19 protein-coding genes are annotated in these 17,202 nt (G+C 59.0%); 9 read left to right on the top strand and 10 right to left on the bottom strand.

Going from position 1 to position 17,202, the window contains the following annotated elements; translation table 11 throughout:
* Window positions 1–31: 31 nt before the first annotated feature.
* The 8 genes from HF945_RS06015 to HF945_RS05980 all read right to left on the bottom strand — a co-directional run bounded on the left by HF945_RS06015 (window position 32) and on the right by HF945_RS05980 (window position 5,748).
* Window positions 32–820, bottom strand: a complete 789-nt coding sequence (locus tag HF945_RS06015; protein WP_290524841.1) for a class III extradiol ring-cleavage dioxygenase — start codon at window positions 818–820, stop codon at window positions 32–34.
* A gap of 143 nt (window positions 821–963) precedes the next feature.
* Entirely contained in the window at window positions 964–1,389 is a 426-nt protein-coding gene (locus tag HF945_RS06010) for a DUF4259 domain-containing protein (protein ID WP_290524840.1), read from the bottom strand.
* Between the two features lie 28 nt (window positions 1,390–1,417).
* The gene (locus HF945_RS06005) at window positions 1,418–2,176 is read right to left on the bottom strand and encodes an enhanced serine sensitivity protein SseB C-terminal domain-containing protein (RefSeq protein ID WP_290524839.1); all 759 of its coding nucleotides are present in this window, start codon (window positions 2,174–2,176) and stop codon (window positions 1,418–1,420) included.
* A 217-nt stretch (window positions 2,177–2,393) separates the two neighbouring features.
* Window positions 2,394–2,744 carry a DUF2834 domain-containing protein gene (locus HF945_RS06000; protein ID WP_290524838.1) on the bottom strand — a complete coding sequence of 117 codons (351 nt, stop codon included), beginning with the start codon at window positions 2,742–2,744 and terminating at the stop codon, window positions 2,394–2,396.
* 76 nt (window positions 2,745–2,820) lie between these two features.
* The gene (locus HF945_RS05995; protein WP_290524837.1) at window positions 2,821–3,186 is read right to left on the bottom strand and encodes a hypothetical protein; all 366 of its coding nucleotides are present in this window, start codon (window positions 3,184–3,186) and stop codon (window positions 2,821–2,823) included.
* A gap of 98 nt (window positions 3,187–3,284) precedes the next feature.
* Window positions 3,285–3,872, bottom strand: a complete 588-nt coding sequence (locus HF945_RS05990; RefSeq protein ID WP_290524836.1) for a hypothetical protein — start codon at window positions 3,870–3,872, stop codon at window positions 3,285–3,287.
* A 62-nt stretch (window positions 3,873–3,934) separates the two neighbouring features.
* On the bottom strand, window positions 3,935–4,600 hold the full coding sequence (locus tag HF945_RS05985; protein ID WP_290524835.1) for an alpha/beta fold hydrolase: 666 nt from the start codon (window positions 4,598–4,600) through the stop codon (window positions 3,935–3,937).
* A 23-nt stretch (window positions 4,601–4,623) separates the two neighbouring features.
* A complete protein-coding gene (locus HF945_RS05980; RefSeq protein WP_290524834.1) occupies window positions 4,624–5,748 on the bottom strand; it encodes an aminotransferase class V-fold PLP-dependent enzyme in 1,125 nt (374 codons plus the stop codon).
* A 333-nt stretch (window positions 5,749–6,081) separates the two neighbouring features.
* Between HF945_RS05980 and rsxA the strand changes: the two genes are divergently transcribed.
* The 6 genes from rsxA to HF945_RS05950 all read left to right on the top strand — a co-directional run bounded on the left by rsxA (window position 6,082) and on the right by HF945_RS05950 (window position 12,837).
* Window positions 6,082–6,666: an electron transport complex subunit RsxA gene (rsxA, locus tag HF945_RS05975; RefSeq protein WP_290524833.1), complete on the top strand. Its 585-nt coding sequence runs from the start codon at window positions 6,082–6,084 to the stop codon at window positions 6,664–6,666.
* A 139-nt stretch (window positions 6,667–6,805) separates the two neighbouring features.
* Complete coding sequence (gene rsxB, locus HF945_RS05970; protein WP_290524832.1) at window positions 6,806–7,390, top strand: electron transport complex subunit RsxB; 585 nt, start codon at window positions 6,806–6,808, stop codon at window positions 7,388–7,390.
* Between the two features lie 61 nt (window positions 7,391–7,451).
* On the top strand, window positions 7,452–10,379 hold the full coding sequence (rsxC, locus tag HF945_RS05965; protein WP_290524831.1) for an electron transport complex subunit RsxC: 2,928 nt from the start codon (window positions 7,452–7,454) through the stop codon (window positions 10,377–10,379).
* Window positions 10,380–10,458: 79 nt separating this feature from the next.
* Complete coding sequence (gene rsxD, locus HF945_RS05960; RefSeq protein ID WP_290524830.1) at window positions 10,459–11,481, top strand: electron transport complex subunit RsxD; 1,023 nt, start codon at window positions 10,459–10,461, stop codon at window positions 11,479–11,481.
* 2 nt (window positions 11,482–11,483) lie between these two features.
* Window positions 11,484–12,131: an electron transport complex subunit RsxG gene (gene rsxG / locus HF945_RS05955; protein ID WP_290524829.1), complete on the top strand. Its 648-nt coding sequence runs from the start codon at window positions 11,484–11,486 to the stop codon at window positions 12,129–12,131.
* Window positions 12,124–12,837 (top strand): electron transport complex subunit E, encoded by a 714-nt coding sequence (locus HF945_RS05950; RefSeq protein WP_290524828.1) that lies wholly within the window; start codon window positions 12,124–12,126, stop codon window positions 12,835–12,837. Before rsxG ends, HF945_RS05950 begins: the two co-directional genes overlap by 8 nt.
* Window positions 12,838–13,056: 219 nt before the next feature.
* Here HF945_RS05950 and HF945_RS05945 read toward each other — a convergent pair whose 3' ends face one another.
* The gene (locus HF945_RS05945; protein WP_290524827.1) at window positions 13,057–13,488 is read right to left on the bottom strand and encodes a hypothetical protein; all 432 of its coding nucleotides are present in this window, start codon (window positions 13,486–13,488) and stop codon (window positions 13,057–13,059) included.
* Between the two features lie 529 nt (window positions 13,489–14,017).
* Between HF945_RS05945 and HF945_RS05940 the strand changes: the two genes are divergently transcribed.
* From HF945_RS05940 to HF945_RS05930, 3 genes are all read left to right on the top strand, one after another.
* Window positions 14,018–14,554, top strand: a complete 537-nt coding sequence (locus HF945_RS05940; RefSeq protein ID WP_290524826.1) for a glycine zipper 2TM domain-containing protein — start codon at window positions 14,018–14,020, stop codon at window positions 14,552–14,554.
* Between the two features lie 220 nt (window positions 14,555–14,774).
* Window positions 14,775–15,413 carry an endonuclease III gene (nth, locus tag HF945_RS05935; protein WP_290524825.1) on the top strand — a complete coding sequence of 213 codons (639 nt, stop codon included), beginning with the start codon at window positions 14,775–14,777 and terminating at the stop codon, window positions 15,411–15,413.
* 38 nt (window positions 15,414–15,451) lie between these two features.
* Window positions 15,452–15,883 (top strand): DUF3617 family protein, encoded by a 432-nt coding sequence (locus HF945_RS05930; RefSeq protein ID WP_290524824.1) that lies wholly within the window; start codon window positions 15,452–15,454, stop codon window positions 15,881–15,883.
* A 357-nt stretch (window positions 15,884–16,240) separates the two neighbouring features.
* Here HF945_RS05930 and HF945_RS05925 read toward each other — a convergent pair whose 3' ends face one another.
* Window positions 16,241–16,981, bottom strand: a complete 741-nt coding sequence (locus HF945_RS05925; RefSeq protein ID WP_290524823.1) for a dienelactone hydrolase family protein — start codon at window positions 16,979–16,981, stop codon at window positions 16,241–16,243.
* Between the last annotated feature and the right edge of the window lie 221 nt (window positions 16,982–17,202).

Below are 17,202 nucleotides of genomic sequence, written 5' to 3'. Positions count from 1 at the left end.
GCAGGCGAGGCGTGATGCAGAGGTTTCCTGGCTACCACAGGTACATGCTGGCGTGCCGCTCAAGGATATCCAGACGGAACGACTCGCTAGCCGCCCTGCCCGTCATCCCGCAGCACACATGAAGGGGTAGCAGGTGCTCCTCACGGGGATGGCAGAAACGCGCCCCCGGTGCCTGAGACCATTGCACCAGACGCTGCCGCCGCTCAAATGCCGACAAGGCCCCGGTACAGGTTTCATCCAGCCAGTCCTCGAACTGCTGGTTCAGCCGCTCCGCCTCTGCGGTACGCTCGCCGAAGAAAGCACGCATGTTGTGGAATGAGAAACCGGAACCGATCACCAGCAAGTTTTGTTCGAGTAAAGGCGCCAGGGCCTCGCCCATACGCACATGAGCCTCGGCATCCAGATCGCCACGCAGGGACAACTGCACACAGGGAATATCCGCCTGCGGATACAGGATCTTCAGCGGCACAAACAAGCCGTGGTCAAAGCCGCGTTCTTCATCGCCCTGCGCAGGGACATTACCTGCTTTCAGCAAATCAAGAAGCGTTTGAGCCAGCGGCGGATTGCCCGTGCAGGGGTACGTAATGCGGTAGGCCGACTCAGGAAAACCGTAGTAATCATAGATCAGGGATGGCGTCGCCCCGGTGGTCACTGTGGCCACGGGCGCCTCCCAGTGGGCACTGACTACCACAATCGCGTCAGGGCGAGGCAGCATACTGGCAATCGATTCCAGGCAAGTCACCATCCGGGCATGGCCCGGGTCGCCCAGTAGCGGCAGCGGGCCACCACCATGAGAAAGAAACAGTACCCTGGCGTTCATACCCTTGCTCTCCGTCAGCTGGATTTCTTGCCGCAGCGGCGCCATTCAAGGCTTGGCAGAAATGTCTGGTCGGCTTTGACGCTCACACTGCACTCCTGGAACCCTCAAAGCGCTCAAAGTTCATAACGCCCGCAATTTACAGGCTAATATGCCACCTTCGCCAGTCGCTCAAGCAGGCCCTGCTGCAACGCGTTCCACTGCGGATATTCCTCCGTGTCCTGCCACAGGGCCTTCAGCTCTGAATCCGCAATAATCCGCTGTACGGCCTTCATGGCCACGGCACCATGCTGGACTTCAATACGCGGGCGCTTGCCGAACAGGCCCGGTTTTCTGGCCAACCACTGCTGTATTGCTTCAGGTAACGGGCGGGTATCCCTTGCCAGCGCCTGTGCAATGATCTCACTGGCGGCAAGTGCCTGACTGCATTCTGGTGCCTCCAGGTAGACCGGTTCATTGATGACCACAGCAAGCGGAGAAAGAAGCACCCCCACACCTCGGGATTCGGCCACCACGCACAACCAGTCTGCAGCATCGTCATTGTCGAAATTCCCTGTTCCCCAGGCACCCATCAACCGCCTCCTTCTCCCGTCAATGCCCTTACTGCGCACTTCCCCTGGACTGTTCTGCCCAGCTGTAGAACGGCTCTGTGCCGCGAAGGTATGCACTCAATCCGCTAGTGCTTTCATCCACCAACACGAAGTCCACCGGCTGCCCGTCTGGCGCAGTATCGGCCACCACAGAGCCCGCTTCACGCATGGCCTGTTCAAGATCCACACCTTCAAACCCCACCAGTAGAACCGGTGCTTCCTCACTGTCCGGGTAGTGCATCAGACAGAGGTAGGCGGCGATCACGCCCGGGTGCATGCCCAAAAGCTGCTTCAACGCCGAAACCATCTGTTGTGGATACTCGGCGGGCTGACCCAGCATCACCCGGGTCTCCTTTTCTACCGTTCGGCTGTCAGCCCTCTGATTCATTCCCGTCTCCAGCAAGGCCTCGATTTCGTGGGGCAGGAATTCCTTTCCGTAGTCAGATTTGGGGTTGAGGAACAAGGTGGCGCCACGGGTCATTTCAAACAAATTACGGGCCGGCAGCGCCAGGTAACGGGTCTCGCTGTCGACAGCACATTGCAGCGCTTCAAGATGGGTGAAGAAGGGAATGACAGGCGTGCCATCTGCCTTTTCCCAGTTGACCAGGGACAGATTATCGCCCGCCTCGAGGGTGCGGTGCCCCTCCCCCGTCGGCTGATCCGTATGACCAATCACAAAGACATCAGCGTGCATCAGGGTGTGGTAGAAGGCGGGACGTTTTGCCGCTTCATGGGCGGCATCAACCAGCGCAGCGTGGAGTGAATTCATCAGCGTTCTCATTATTCCTTCATGGCGAAGCACCATGAAATCCCGTTTTTGTACGTTGTTCTGCTTCCCGCCTTGCCAGCAGGGAATCTGCAGGAACAGCGTCGAATTGCATTCATTCTCTGCTAACGGGTGGCCGCTGTCTGTAAGCCATGTCTTACAGAACAGGGATTCAGAATCAGGCAGGTGGCACCGGGGAGAAGGGACGGCGTTACGCCGCCTATGAAAGGCGACGTGCGGCTGCGATGGCTCGCTGACGGGCAATCAGGAATAACGGAAACATCACTGCGATGGCAATCATCCCGGACAGCAGGATGTACACCCATACATGACGTACCCCTACCCGGCGAGCTTCGTGCACCATGAAGATAAACGCGGAAACGCAGAGCAGGAGGATATCGTTGGCGATCGATGCTGCCGCAGGGTTCACATACAGCGCCTCGATAAAGGCCAGCAGCGACAGGCTGCCCGTCTCCAGGGCGAAGGCAATGTTATTGCTCCAGGTGGCGACCAACGCCACCATGGCGATAACGGCATAGCCCCAGCAGAGAAGAATGTCTTTCCTGTTCATTGCGATTCCCCGGTTCAGACATCAACGTCAGCTGGCAGCGTCCTGGCGTAGCAGGTACTGCTGGCCAGCACGGCGATTACAGCCCCAGATAAGCCGCAATCAGAAACGCATCCCCCTGCCCTTCATGTTTGCCGAAATAGCTGACAGGGTCTCGCTCACCACCTTCGATTGAGCCCGCCTCGCAATCAAAACCGTGTTTCGTGGCAAGCTCATTGAACAATGTCACCAGTGGCTTGAGGTCGGCCTTTTTGCTGATTGGCTGGCTGATACCCAACTGCCAGTCTGCCAGCGCATCGCTCTCGCAGTCCTCGATCAGCGTGGCCGACGCATTCTCGGCCACAAACGCCTGCAAGGCCGTCTGCACATCAGGAATGGCACGTTTGAGTTTTTTTTCCTGCTTTTCATCCAGACCGTCGCAAGCGACAAGAAGATACACAAGCATGGTGGGAGCCCGCTGGGAATGTTCGGCTACTCTACCACAATGACACCGCCGAATGATCATGCCGCAAATGCATATTACAGGCTTCCGGCCTTGTACACTCAGGCCATCACCTCTGCCTCCAGCACCCGGATGTTCTCATTCAATATTGAGGTCAGCATCAACTGGTCGGTCTCGGAGAATGAGTCGAAGTGTTCGCCGAGCTGTTCGAAGTAAAGGAACTCGAGAAAGTGCTCCGCATACACCACGCAGATGTCGTTATGCTTCATCTCGCAGAATTCGATCATCTCGGTGACCATGTTGAACCCCTCCACCTGACGCCAGAACAGGGCCTTCTTGTCCTCACTACGCGAGCCTGTGATCAGCCACTGGGTGAGTGCCCATTGGCTGAGCCGTTCGCTCTCCGCCCGGTTGCCATGACGCTTTTCAAGCCAGGCCAGTAACAGCATGGCTTTACAGGCTGCCTCAGCACGTTCCCAGCGGGATTTCTCCAGGGGGATATGCTCCGCATAGTCACGCAGAATGTCGCGGGCCTCCCCGGTACGGCCGATGACCGCCAGCCAGGCGCAGAGCAGATTGGCAGCTTCAATAGTACCGGCCTGGGTGAGTTTGAAGCGGTTTCTTACCGACTTCTTCTTTCGGCGCAGGAAGGCGTTATCCTCCTCCCTGTCGACAATATTCAACATCATTGCACCCCCTACAGCGCCGTCCAGTGGCTCACTCAGCCTCTCATGTCACACCGTTCTTCCAGTCAGGCAAACGCGCCGGTGGCCAGAAACACCTTCACCTGCTCGATCACCCGCTTGTCCTGCATCATGAACGGGTGCGTCACGGGGAGCACACAGTGGTCTTGCATGCCAGCCACCCGGGTTCTCTCCACGGTGACCTTGCCGTCGTTGGGCCCCGGCAGCAAGGTGGAGAGCAGCAGGTTGATCGTCCGGTTACCCGCAATCACGCCGAGGGGAAAATTCACCGGTCCAAGCTGGACGGGCAGGCTGTCCGGACCGGTTCCCATCTGGCCGCCGGCAGGCCCGTTAAACCATTGAAAGGGGCGCCACTCGCGCAGACGGTCCACCGCTTCACTGCCTTGATTGGGCGGCCCGAGCATGACCGCCCGGCCCATGCGCGACAGCGGATGCTGACTGAGGTACTGGCGCAGCAGAATGCCGCCCATGGAATGGGTGACGAAATGGATTGGTCCATGTTCCGGGCAACGGGCCAGGGCTTTGGGCAGGGTCTGCGCTGCCAGCTCGGGAATCGAATGGCGGGTGGACGGATACCCCTGATTGACGACCAGATACCCCGCATCCCCCAGGGCCTTTTCCATCTTTTTCATGGCACGGGCAGTACGGGCCAGGCCATGAAGCAAGATGACAACCTCCCCTTCAGGAGCGGTTTTACGGCTTTTCGCTGTCAACTAATTATCCACTGCCAACTGACTCAAAGCTGCTCCAGGGCATTACGCAAGCGCCCCACCGCGGCATCCACATCGCCAAGCTTGTCCAGGCCAAACAGCCCAAGGCGGAAGGTCTTGAAGTCCGCTGGCTCATCGCACATCAGCGGCACCCCGCCGGCGGTCTGCATGCCCAGCTTGATGAACGCGGCACCGCTCTTAATGGCATCATCCGAGGTGTAGGAGACCACCACACCCGGCGCCTCATAGCCAGATGCCGCCACACTGACAAACCCCTTTTCTGCGAGCAGATCACGCACCGCCATACCCAATTTCCACTGGCGCTCCTTCACCGCGGTGAGCCCTTCGCGCAGTGTTTCCAGCATGGTATCGCGGAAACCGCGCAGGGCATCGGTGGGCATGGTGGCATGGTAGGCATGGCCGCCGTTTTCATAGGCCACCATGATATCCCGCCATTTGCGCAGGTCGGCAGCAAAACTGGTGGAAGTGGTTTCCTGCAGGCGCTGGTCAGCGGCCTCACTCATCATGACCAGAGCACTGCAGGGCGAAGAACTCCACCCCTTTTGCGGTGCGCTGATCAACACATCCACACCAATGGACTTCATATCCACCCAAATGGTCCCGGACGCAATGCAATCCAGAACGAACAGCCCGCCCACACTATGAACCGCCTCAGCTACCTGTTTCAGGTAGGCATCCGGCAGGATAATCCCGGATGCGGTTTCCACATGGGGCGCAAACACCACCGCCGGTTTTTCTGCCTTGATGGTGGCAACCACCTCATCAATAGGGGCTGGCGCAAAAGGGGCATTGGGGCTGTCATCCACAGGACGTGCCTTGAGCACGGTCTCCGAGGCAGGAATCTTGCCCATGTCGAATATCTGGCTCCAGCGGAAGCTGAAGAAACCGTTGCGGATCACCAGGCAGTGCTGGTCGGTCGCAAACTGGCGTGCAACCGCTTCCATGCCGAAACTGCCTCCGCCAGGGACCACCGTCACGGTAGCGGCGTTGTAGACCTTTTTCAGATTCTCCGAGATATCCCGCATTACCTGCTGGAATTGCCGAGACATGTGATTCAACGACCGATCCGTGAACACCACGGAATATTCCAGCAATCCATCTCGGTCAAAGTCGCGGGGCAAATCTGTCACGGGGTGTTCTCCTGGCTACTGCGCCGGTGATTATTGGACCGGAGCGCTTCTTCTTGGGAACCTCTCTGGATACTGGATTGCACCGGCGAGCGCAAGCATCCACGAACCGCCCGGTGGCAAAATGCACAGCACGCGGGTGTCTGGGGTCAATGTGGTCCCCCGGGCCAAAACGCTAAGCTTATGCATTATCATTCTTGAGCCTGGAAGGGGGCTCGCGCATACTATGCGCCCCTGAAAATCCGTTAAGCTATTGTTTGCGCTTGAATTTACCTGGCGCCTGGCCTCAAGAACGGCAATTTTCTTCACCGCGTTTATCCCGCGAGCAAAGGTGAGATGACCGAATACGTCCTGATTTTGATCAGCGCTGTGCTGGTTAACAACTTTGTTCTGGTCCAGTTCCTTGGGCTGTGTCCGTTCATGGGGGTCTCGAACAAGATCGAAACCGCCATGGGCATGTCGCTGGCCACCACCTTCGTGCTGACCCTGTCTTCAGTGCTGGCCTACCTGACGTGGGCCTATATTCTGGTGCCGTTCGAGCTGGAATATCTTCGCACTATCAGCTTCATTCTGGTGATTGCAGTGTCGGTGCAGTTCACCGAAATGTTCGTCAAGAAAGCCAGCCCCCTGCTCTACCGGGTGCTGGGTGTCTTCCTGCCACTGATCACCTCCAACTGCGCGGTGCTCGGTGTGGCCCTGCTTAACGTACGCCAGGAAGATGCCACTTTCATGTCATCACTGACCTATGGCTTCGGCGCGGCCCTGGGCTTCTCCCTGGTGCTGGTCCTGTTTGCCGCCATGCGTGAGCGCATTGCGGTCGCCGATGTCCCCGAAGCCTTCCGCGGCCCGAGCATCGGCTTGATCACTGCCGGCCTGATGTCACTGGCCTTCATGGGATTCTCGGGGCTGATCAAGCTATGAATTTACGCCAGACGCTGGATGCCAGACGCCTGATGCTGGCTCGGAGCCTTATGCCAACCCTCGTGCCTCAGCTGACACGCACGGATTCTTTGCGTCAGGCGTCCGGCGTCCGGCATCCGGCTGCATGCGGAGCATGCCCATGACTGCCGTACTGATTGCCGTTGCCGCGCTGCTTGGTCTGGCTGCCGTGTTCGGCGCCATCCTGGGTTTTGCCTCTGAAAAGTTCAAAGTGGAAGGCGATCCCATCGTTGACCAGATCGACAGCCTGCTGCCACAAACCCAGTGCGGCCAGTGTGGCCATCCTGGCTGTCGCCCCTATGCGGAAGCCATTGCCGAAGGCGAAGAACACAACCGCTGCCCGCCCGGTGGCCAGGATACTGTGGATGCGCTCACCGGCCTGCTCGGCCGTGACGAGCTGACCCTGGATGATGATGGCAGCGAAGACGCAGACGTGGCCAAAGTCGCCTACATCCGGGAAGACGAGTGTATTGGCTGCACCAAGTGCATCCAGGCCTGCCCGGTGGATGCCATCGTCGGCGCCGCCAAACTGATGCACACCGTGATCGTGGATGAGTGCACCGGCTGTGACCTGTGCGTGGAACCCTGTCCGGTGGACTGTATCGATATCGTGCCGGTGAAACCGACCCTGCAAACCTGGGGCTGGGACCGCCCGGCGGGCATCGGCCAGCGCCCGGACAGCCGCATCGAGGTAGTGAATTTATGAGACGCCTGACGCTGCCACGGCGCAATACCGCAATCCCCCTGCCTGCATGGAGACTGCTGCCATGAGCCAGGCTCAGGAAACCAAAACCCGCAATCTACGTTCTGTGTTTGCGCGTCTGGCGTTAGGCGTCAGGCGTCCGGCGATGGTTAATGATTTCCACGGTGGCATTCATCCGCCAGAGAGAAAACATCTGTCCAACGGCACCGAGATTACCGCCGGCCCCCTGCCCGCTCAGCTGGTGCTGCCGCTGAACATGCATATTGGTGCCCCGGCCAAACCGCTGGTAGAACCCGGTGACCGGGTTCTCAAGGGGCAGATGATCGCCGAGCCCGCCGGCGCGGTGAGTGCGGCTATCCATGCCCCTACCTCCGGCACCGTCAGCGCAATCGGTCTGCGCCCCATCCAGCACCCTTCCGGTATGGATGCCCTGTGCATCGTGCTCGACACGGATGGCAAGGATGAGTGGATTGCCCACAGCGGTATTCAGGACTACACCGAACTGAGCCCTGGCGAGCTGGTGGACACCATTCGCCATGCAGGCATTGCCGGCATGGGCGGCGCCGGCTTCCCCACCAGCATCAAGGTCAATCTGGGCGACCACCAACGGGTGGAAGAGCTGGTCATCAATGCGGTGGAATGCGAGCCCTATATCACTGCCGATGATCGCCTGATGCGCGAACGTGCAGCCGAGATTATCACCGGGATCCATATCCTCCAGTACCTGCTCAATCCGCGCCGCACTCTGCTGGGTATCGAGGACAACAAACCCGAAGCCATCAAGGCCATCAAACAGGCTTGCAAGGGGTGTGACATTGAAATCCGGGTGGTACCCACCAAGTACCCCTCCGGCGGTGAGAAACAGCTGATTCAGCTGGTCACCGGCAAGGAAGTAAAAAGCGGCCAACTACCCGCCCAGGTCGGCGTGGTCTGCCAGAACGTGGGCACGGCCTATGCCATCAAGCGTGCTGTCGTGGATGGCGAGCCCCTGATTGAGCGCATCACCACGCTCACCGGCGAAGGGGTGGCCAGGCCCGGCAATTATGCCGTGCTGATTGGCACACCTGTCAGCGACCTGCTGCATCACGGCGGCGTGGACGCCAGCAACCTGGGACGATTGGTCATGGGCGGCCCGATGATGGGCTTCACCCTGCACAACCCGGGTGTGCCACTGGTAAAAACCACCAACTGCATTATTGCGGCCACCGCACAAGAGTTACCCGAGCCTCCGCCGGAACAGCCCTGTATCCGCTGTGGTTCCTGTGCCGAAGTGTGCCCCGCCAACCTGCTGCCTCAACAGCTCTACTGGCATGCAAAGAATGACGATCTGGAAAAGGCCCAGCACCACAACCTGATGGATTGTATCGAGTGTGGCGCCTGCGCCTATGTCTGCCCCAGCCATATTCCGCTGGTACAGTACTACCGCTATGCCAAGGGGGCGGTGCGCCAGCAGGCGGCGGATCAGCTCAAGGCAGACAAGGCACGCCAGCGCTTTGAAGCCCGTCAGGCTCGTATCGACGCTGAAAAGGCCGAGAAGGAAGCCCGTCGCCAGGCCCGCCTGGAAGCCAACCGCAAGAAAAAGGAAGCGGCAGCCGCGCCGTCAGTGGATACCGCGGCGCTCAAGCAGGCCTCGCTGGAAGCCTCCAAGGCCTACAAGGCCGCAGTGAAAGCTGCCAAGGCCGCCGATGCGGAAGGCGCAGCAAACACCGCCGAACTGAAAGCCGAGGCGGATCGACTCAAGGAAATTGCCGACAAGGCTAAAGCGGCGGTACGAGACGCAGGCAACGCAGCCCCTGCTTCCGCCCCGGTAGAAGACATTGTCGGCAAGCTGAAGAAACAGGTGGGCGATGCGTCTTCCGCCTACAAGACCGCCGTCAAAGCGGCCAAGGAAGCGGAAGCCAACGGCGCGGACAATGCCACTGAACTTCGTGCCAAAGCGGATGAACTGAAAGCCAGCGCTGACAAGCTCAAGGCCGAACTGCGCGACGCCAAGGCCAATGCGCCGGCCGCCGCCCCTGCAGCACCGCAGGCCGACCCGGTAGCAGAATTGAAGAAGCAGGTAGGCGATGCCTCCTCCGCCTATAAGGCCGCGGTGAAAGCCGCCAAGGAAGCGGACGCCAACGGCGATGACAATGCTGCCGAGCTGCGCGCCAAGGCGGATGAACTGAAAGCCGCCGCGGACAAACTCAAGGCCGAACTGCGTGATGCCAAGGCCAATGCACCGGCGGCCCCGGCACCGGCTCCCGCAGCAGCGCCTGCTGATCCTCTGGCCGAACTGAAACAGAAGGTTGGCGAGGTGTCTTCTGCTTACAAGGCCGCGGTCAAGGCTGCCAAAGAAGCGGAAGAAAGCGGCGCCGACAATGCCGCGGCATTGCGTGCCGAAGCGGATACCTTGAAAGCCGATGCGGATCACTGGAAAGCAGAGCTGCGTGAAGCCAAGGCTTCGGCCCCCGCTGCGTCCAAGGCTCCGCCGGTCCCCACCGACACGCCCAAGGTGCCTGAGGCCACGGCCCCGCAATCTCTGGCGGCCGTGGATCCGCAAGCCGCCGCTAAACGGCAGAAGCGCCTTAAAGGGCTGAAGACTGCGTATAACATGGCCCACAAACAGTACAAGGAAGCCCATGCGGCCTTTGAACGGGCCGAACGCAAGGAAGAAGTCTCCGCCGATGAGCTCAACGCCATGCAATTGAAAGTGGACAAGCTCAAGAACAAGGCGGATATCGCCCGCGATGCCCTGGACGCCCTGATCGAAGAAGCCAAGGCGGATATCCGCGCCCACACCGGCAAGGATCTCAAGACCCTCAAGCTGGAAGCTGCCCGCGCAGAAAGCGCCCTGGCGGACAAGAAACTCGAGCTGGAGAAGCTGGCCAGCAGCAGTGGAGAAGACGCTCTGGAAGCGCTGCAGTCAGAGCTCAAGGCTCTGGAGGCAGAAGCCCAGATTGCCCGCAAGGCTCTCAAGCAGGCCGTGGAAGAACAGGGGTTGGTGGAATGAGTGAACGCCTGATGCTGGACGCCGGACGCCTGACGCGGGCCTGTACCCCCTATGCGAATATTGCGCACGGAGTGTGCCAATGAGCCTGATTACCTCCACTTCGCCCCATGCTTCGGTGAAGAACAACACTGGCGCCTTCATGCGTCAGGTGATCTACGCCACCCTGCCAGGGCTGGCCGTGCTGACCTGGCAATTCGGCTGGGGCACCGTGATCAATGTGCTCTGGGCCGTGGTGGTGGCGCTGGTCTGCGAAGGGCTGTTTCTGAAGGCCCGTGGCCGCAACGTGGCCTTCTATCTGAAAGACTACAGCGCCGTCCTCACCGCCGTGCTGCTGGGCCTGGCCCTGCCGCCCACCGCCCCCTGGTGGCTGACCCTGGTGGGCGTGGGCTTTGCCATCATTGTTGCCAAGCAGCTCTATGGCGGGCTGGGCATGAACCCGTTCAACCCGGCCATGGTCGGCTATGTGCTGCTGCTGATTTCTTTCCCGGTAGCCATGACCCAGTGGATCGCGCCTGGTGAAGCACCTTCCCTTGCGCAAAGCCTGCAGTTGTTTGCCGGCCAGTTGCCGGTGGACGGCCTCAGCGGCGCCACCCCTCTGGATACCTTCCGCACCTGGGCCGGTAATGAATCCGAACTGGCTAGCCATGGCATCCTCCACGGCGATATGGCGGGGCAAGGCTGGGAATGGGTCAACCTGGCGTTCCTGCTGGGCGGCCTCTACCTGATCAGCCGCAAGATCATTACCTGGCACATTCCTGCCGGCTTCCTGGCCGGACTTGCCCTGCCCGCCTTTATCGCCTGGCAGATTGATCCGGTCCGTTTTGCCGACCCGCTGTTCCACTTGTTGTCGGGCGGAGCCATGCTCGGCGCCTTCTTTATCGCCACCGACCCGGTCAGCGCGGCCACCAGCCGCATGGGCCGTCTGGTCTATGCGCTGCTGATCGGGGTGCTGATCTGGGTGATTCGCAGCTTCGGCGGCTACCCGGATGCCGTGGCGTTTTCGGTACTACTGCTCAACCTTAGCGCGCCCTTTATCGATTACTACACCCAACCGCGCACCTACGGCCATGACAAGGCCAACCGTGGCACGGGAGGCGCCTGATCATGATGCGTTACGCCATCACCCGGAATGCGGTCATCCTCAGTCTGTTTGCCATTGGCACTGCAGCGGCCCTGGCCATTACCAATGAACTGACCATTGGCAAGGTAGAGTGCAACCGCCAGCAGGCATTGATGCGCTCCCTCAATGAAGTCATGCCCCACAACCAGCACGACAATGACCTGCTGGGCGACCGCATTACGGTCAATGCGCCCCTGCTGGGACGCAGCGAGCAGCATATCTATCGCGCCCGGCTCGGCGGCGAGCCCAGTGGCGCAGTACTGGAAGCCACCGCGCCGGATGGCTACGGTGGCAACATTGCCCTGATCGTTGGCGTGAATGCCGAAGGCACCATCAGCGGGGTACGCGTTGTGCCACCGCACAATGAAACACCCGGACTGGGTGACAGTATCGAGACCAAAAAATCCGACTGGATTTACAGCTTCGATGGCCGCGCACTGGGTAACCCTGACGACGCGGGCTGGGCGGTGAAGAAAGACGGTGGTGAGTTCGACAGCTTCACCGGCGCCACCATTACCCCCCGTGCCGTGGTCGGCGCGGTACATCGTGCCCTGCAATATTTCGACGCCAACCGCGACAGCCTGTTTGCAGCAGAAGCCGAAACCGTTGCGGCGGAGGTCTGTGATGAGTGATGTGAACTACAAGAAAATCAGTATGGATGGGCTGTGGAACAACAACCCGGCCACCGTACAGATTCTTGGCCTGTGCCCGCTACTCGCGGTCACCGGTACCGTGGTCAACGCCCTGGGGCTGGGTCTGGCGACCCTGGTGGTACTGGTGGGCTCCAACGTGTGCGTGTCCCTGATCCGTAACTACGTCACCGATGCCGTGCGCCTGCCCGCCTTCGTGATGATCATCGCGGCCATGACCACGGTGATCGAGATGCTGATGCAGGCGTTCACCTTTGAGCTGTACGAGATCCTCGGCATCTTCATTCCGCTGATCGTGACCAACTGTACCGTACTCGGCCGCGCCGACGCCTTCGCCAGCAAGAACCCCATTCTTCCCTCCGCCGTGGACGGTTTCATGATGGGGGTGGGCTTTCTGGTGATCCTGCTGATCCTCGGCGGCATGCGGGAGCTGGTGGGCCAGGGCACTCTGTTCACCAACATGCAACTGCTATTCGGCCCCATGGCCGCGAACTGGCAGCTCAACGTGATCGAGAACTATGGTGGCTTCCTGCTCGCCATCCTGCCCCCCGGCGCCTTCCTGGGACTGGGCCTGATCATTGCCGGCAAGAACGTGATCGACAAGCGCCTGAAAGAAATCCAGAAGGCGAAGGCCAGCGATGAGCCGAAAGTAAGTCGCCGGGTGCGGACGACAGGCAAGGTGAGTTAAAAGTTTAAAGTTCAAAGTTGAAAAGCGCGGGCCGAAGCACTGCCAACAGGCAAGCCCTGCCCGCGCCTGTAACGCTTAAAATCAAACCCGCCTGACCCAGGAAGCGCGGAGCCATGAGTCCAACACTGGCACGGCACACCTTCGCGCTTTTGAACTTTCAACTTTAAACTTTCAACTGCTCTCAGCATCGCCAGCAGACAGGCTCATGCAGCAACACTCTTACAGCACAGCCCCCGCCACCAGTAACGCCACCGCCATCAACCCATGGGGTAGAAAGACATGGCGCATGCCGAGAATCCGGATCAGTTCCCGGGTGCCACCGGCGCGGCGGCTTTTTTCCCAACTAAAGGCCGTCTGGAACGGCGCGATCTCATCTACTTCACCACGAAAGTGCGCCTCGATCTTTTCTATACGCGCATAGTGTGCCGCCTGAAATGCCTTCCAGTGGCCCTCGACCAGCCAGAACATCAGGCTGCCAAATACCCCCACCCAGAGCATGCCCGGACGATCAAAAAATGCCCCGGAACCGGCAAGAATCCCCGCCAGGGTCACGCTCCAGGCCTTGATAGTCAGGGATTTCTGGTCGAACGAATCAATCAGGTTGGTAAGATGAAAATACTCCGCTTCCAGCTGCTGGTCTTGTTGTGACACCAATGGATTCTCCCCTGGAGATCAGAAAGGCTGGCAAGGAGCCTCTGAATAACTCCTTGCATGCTCAGTCTTTCAGGCTGATTCACAGTCTAGGCGCACTTTTGAAGGCATGCTGGTTGCCTGTCGAGAAAGTGCAACAACGAATGTGGATCAGCCTGGAAGACCCGGAGGGCGCGGCCTGAAGCGCCCATCAGCTGCGCCTTGCCTCTTGAAAAGGGAACCACCCTTCCCTTCGAGACAAGACACAACTGCTGCACGCTTCAGGCCACGCTGAGTACGCAAGGAGTTATTCAGAGGCTCCTTAAAACCCTGCCATTTAACCCGATCCGTTTTCTGGAAACAAAATTGCACATTGTCATCTCCTCCCGCACAGGCTCTGGTTGTAGCCGGTTTTAGCGCCCAGCGTCATGCCTCCAGCTTCATCCAGTCCTGTTAAACACCGTGGTTAACATTCTTTTGCATCCTGACCAGAACCAAGACCACGCCTGAGTACTCAAACCGGCTAATAACGGATAACAGGAGTCTTGCAATGAAAAGCATAGCGATTGCCACACTCAGTCTTGCCGGTGCAGTTGCCGTTGCCGGCGCAGGTTACGGCGCCTGGCAGGTGATGACACCGGCCTCGTCCGGTTACGCCACCGTGACCAAGGTGGAGCCGGTAGTAAAACGCTGGGAAGAACCCCGTGAAACTTGCCAGGACGTGGCCGTGACGCGCCAGCAACCAGTAAAGGATCAGCATCGGGTCACCGGTAGCGTTGTGGGCGCGGTGATTGGTGGTGTCATCGGCCATCAGTTTGGTGGCGGCAGTGGCAAGGACGCAGCCACCGCTGGTGGTGCAATTGCCGGCGGTATTGCGGGCAACCAGATTCAGAAAGGCATGCAGCAAAAGAACACCTCTACCACCACAGAGCAACGCTGCAACACCGTCATGGAAAGCCGGAGCCGTACCGAAGGCTATGACGTCACCTATGTCTTCAACGATAACGAAGAGACTATCCGCATGGACAAGAAGCCCGGTGAACGCCTGCGCATTGAGGAAGGCCAGGTGGTCACGGCCCAGCAGTAGAAAGAAGCAAGCTTCAAGCTACAAGTTGCAAGGCGCGGGCAAAGCCATGGGAATTTTCCAGGCCCTGCCCGCGCTTCAAGCATGGTGCGCGACATCCAGCCCCAGGAAAGGTAAAGACACTCATCCGCGTTGTAACTTGAAACTTGTAACTTGCCCCTGTCCCCCCCCCTGATCCCACATTCCAGATCCGTTATACTCCTCGCGAACTCAGGACATGACCATGAATCGCGAGAAACGCACTGAAATCTTCACCCGTCTGCGGGACCAGAACCCCCACCCCACCACGGAACTGGAATACAGCTCGGACTTCGAATTACTGGTGGCCGTGGTGCTGTCTGCCCAGGCAACGGATGTGGGGGTCAACAAGGCCACCGCCAAGCTGTACCCGGTGGCCAATACCCCCGAGGCCATCTATGCCCTGGGGCTGGACGGCCTCAAGCAGTACATCAAGACCATTGGGCTGTTCAATTCCAAGGCCGAAAACATCATCCAGCTGTGCAAGATGCTGATTGATCAACATGACAGCCAGGTGCCGCGTACCCGCGAAGAGCTGGAAGCCCTGCCAGGCGTGGGCCGCAAGACCGCCAATGTGGTGCTCAACACCGCCTATGGCTACCCCACCATGGCAGTGGACACCCATATCTTCCGCGTTTCCAACCGCACCCGCATCGCCCCGGGTAAAAATGTGCTGGAAGTCGAAAAACGGCTGGTTCGACTGGTACCCGAAGAGTTTCTGCGCGATGCTCACCACTGGCTGATTCTGCACGGCCGCTATGTCTGCACTGCCCGCAAACCCAAATGCAGCCAGTGCCTTATTGCCGACCTGTGCGAATTTCCGCCCAGTAAACGCACGGCCTGACCTCAGACCCGCCCTTCACAACAATGAAAGGATGCATCATGAAATCTGCCCTGCTGGTATTTTCTTCCCTGCTGCTGCTCTCCCCACTGGCTCAGTCCGCCGAACTGGCACCCGGACAGTGGAAACTGTCCATCGAACTGGACGCGCCGGGCGTCCCTGAACAAATGCGCAATCAGGTACAGGAAGATTGTGTCACCGCTGAAGAAGCCGGGGACCTGGAAGCCTCTCTGCGCAAAAGCTGGGAAGAGGATAACTGCAGTAATGGAGAGATAGACAGCAGCGGAAACACCCTGCGATGGAGCGCCGATTGCACGATGCCGGGCAGCAACAGCCAGACCCACATCACGGGCAAAATGGTGCTGCAAAACAGCAAGCACTACACCTCTGAGCTCACCATGAAGGGCAACGACCACACAATGAAAACCCACATTGAAGGCAAGTGGGCCGCCGTAGAGTGCAGCGCCGAGTAAGCTTTCTCGTAGAGGAGCCTGGCTCCTCTACTTCTGTGTGGGAACCAGGGTGTAGCCAGGAGCCAGAGGGGAGGTGATTCTTTCTGGGGATTTGTCGGGTTTTACCCTGGTCCCCCTGCAGTTCGAAAAGCGTTTCTGGAATCCCTTCCCTCGCTTAGACCCGGATCGCGAGCAAGATCGCTCCCACAGGATCTAACGAAGACAGGCGCCAGTTGCATCTCTGATCCTCCAGCGGCTTCGTAGAAATGCAGAAGCTCGGGAACTTTTGAGTTCTCCTGATCCAAGCGTAGCTCATAGCTCATAGCTCATAGCTCATAGCTCATAGCTCATAGCTCGTAGCTCGTAGCTCGTAGCGGATTATCCCGCCTGAATCTCCCCGGAAAAGACCTTCTCAAAGAACACCAGCACACGTTGCCAGCTGTCTTCAGAGGCGGACGCATCAAACTTTGAACGCATTGGCGGCAGCGGGCCCATTTTCTTGAACACAAAGCCCTGGTGGTCATTCATGTAGGAGTGGCCCACATTATCGTAGGTCTTGATGTCATGGGGCACGCCCAGGGCCTCCATATGGCTGGCCAGACGATCACCATGCCCACCATAGATCGTGTCAGTGCGTCCCCAGCCCCCCACCGCCGGGCAGATGCCACGCAGTGCCTCAGGGTCTTTGGGGATACCGCCATAAAACGGAGCAACAACCTGTACGGGTGCCTGGGCGGCATACAGGACCGCAAAGCGTCCTCCCATGCAAAAGCCCATGACACCCACTTGCTCTACGGGCTCTTCATCCTGATCCAGCAACCAGTGGCGGCAGGCCTCCAGTTGTTCAAAGGCCTGGCCTTTACCCATCTCATGGGCTTTCAGGGTTTTCACCACACACAGGGGCTTGCTGTTGGGCAGATCATAGAGATCCGGCACCAACACCGGATAACCGTTATCCGCCAGCCGCTGGGCAATACGCTCGATATCGTCGCTGAAGCCAAAAATGTCATGGATGGCAATCACCGCCGCCTTGTGCGGATTCGCGGTGACCGGACGCAACCAGCGCGCACGCATGGTGTGGCCGCTGGGGGTGGGGATGCCTATAGGTTGGTTCGTCATAATGAGATCGCCGACAACAGTGAACAGTGAACAGTGAACAGTGAACAGTGAACAGTGAACAGTGAACAGTGAACAGTGAACAGTGAACAGTGAACAGTGAAGGCTGCACGAGCAGCATGACCTGTCAAGCTTTATCAGGCTTTTTCTTTGTGTTTAAAGGTATGAGGCCGCGTCCAGATTCTGGGCGCGGCCTCCATCCTTTCAGATCACATAACGTGCTA

This window comes from Alcanivorax sp., assembly GCF_017794965.1.
Taxonomy (GTDB): Bacteria; Pseudomonadota; Gammaproteobacteria; order Pseudomonadales; family Alcanivoracaceae; genus Alcanivorax.
This window is presented reverse-complemented; position numbering and strand designations above follow the sequence as displayed.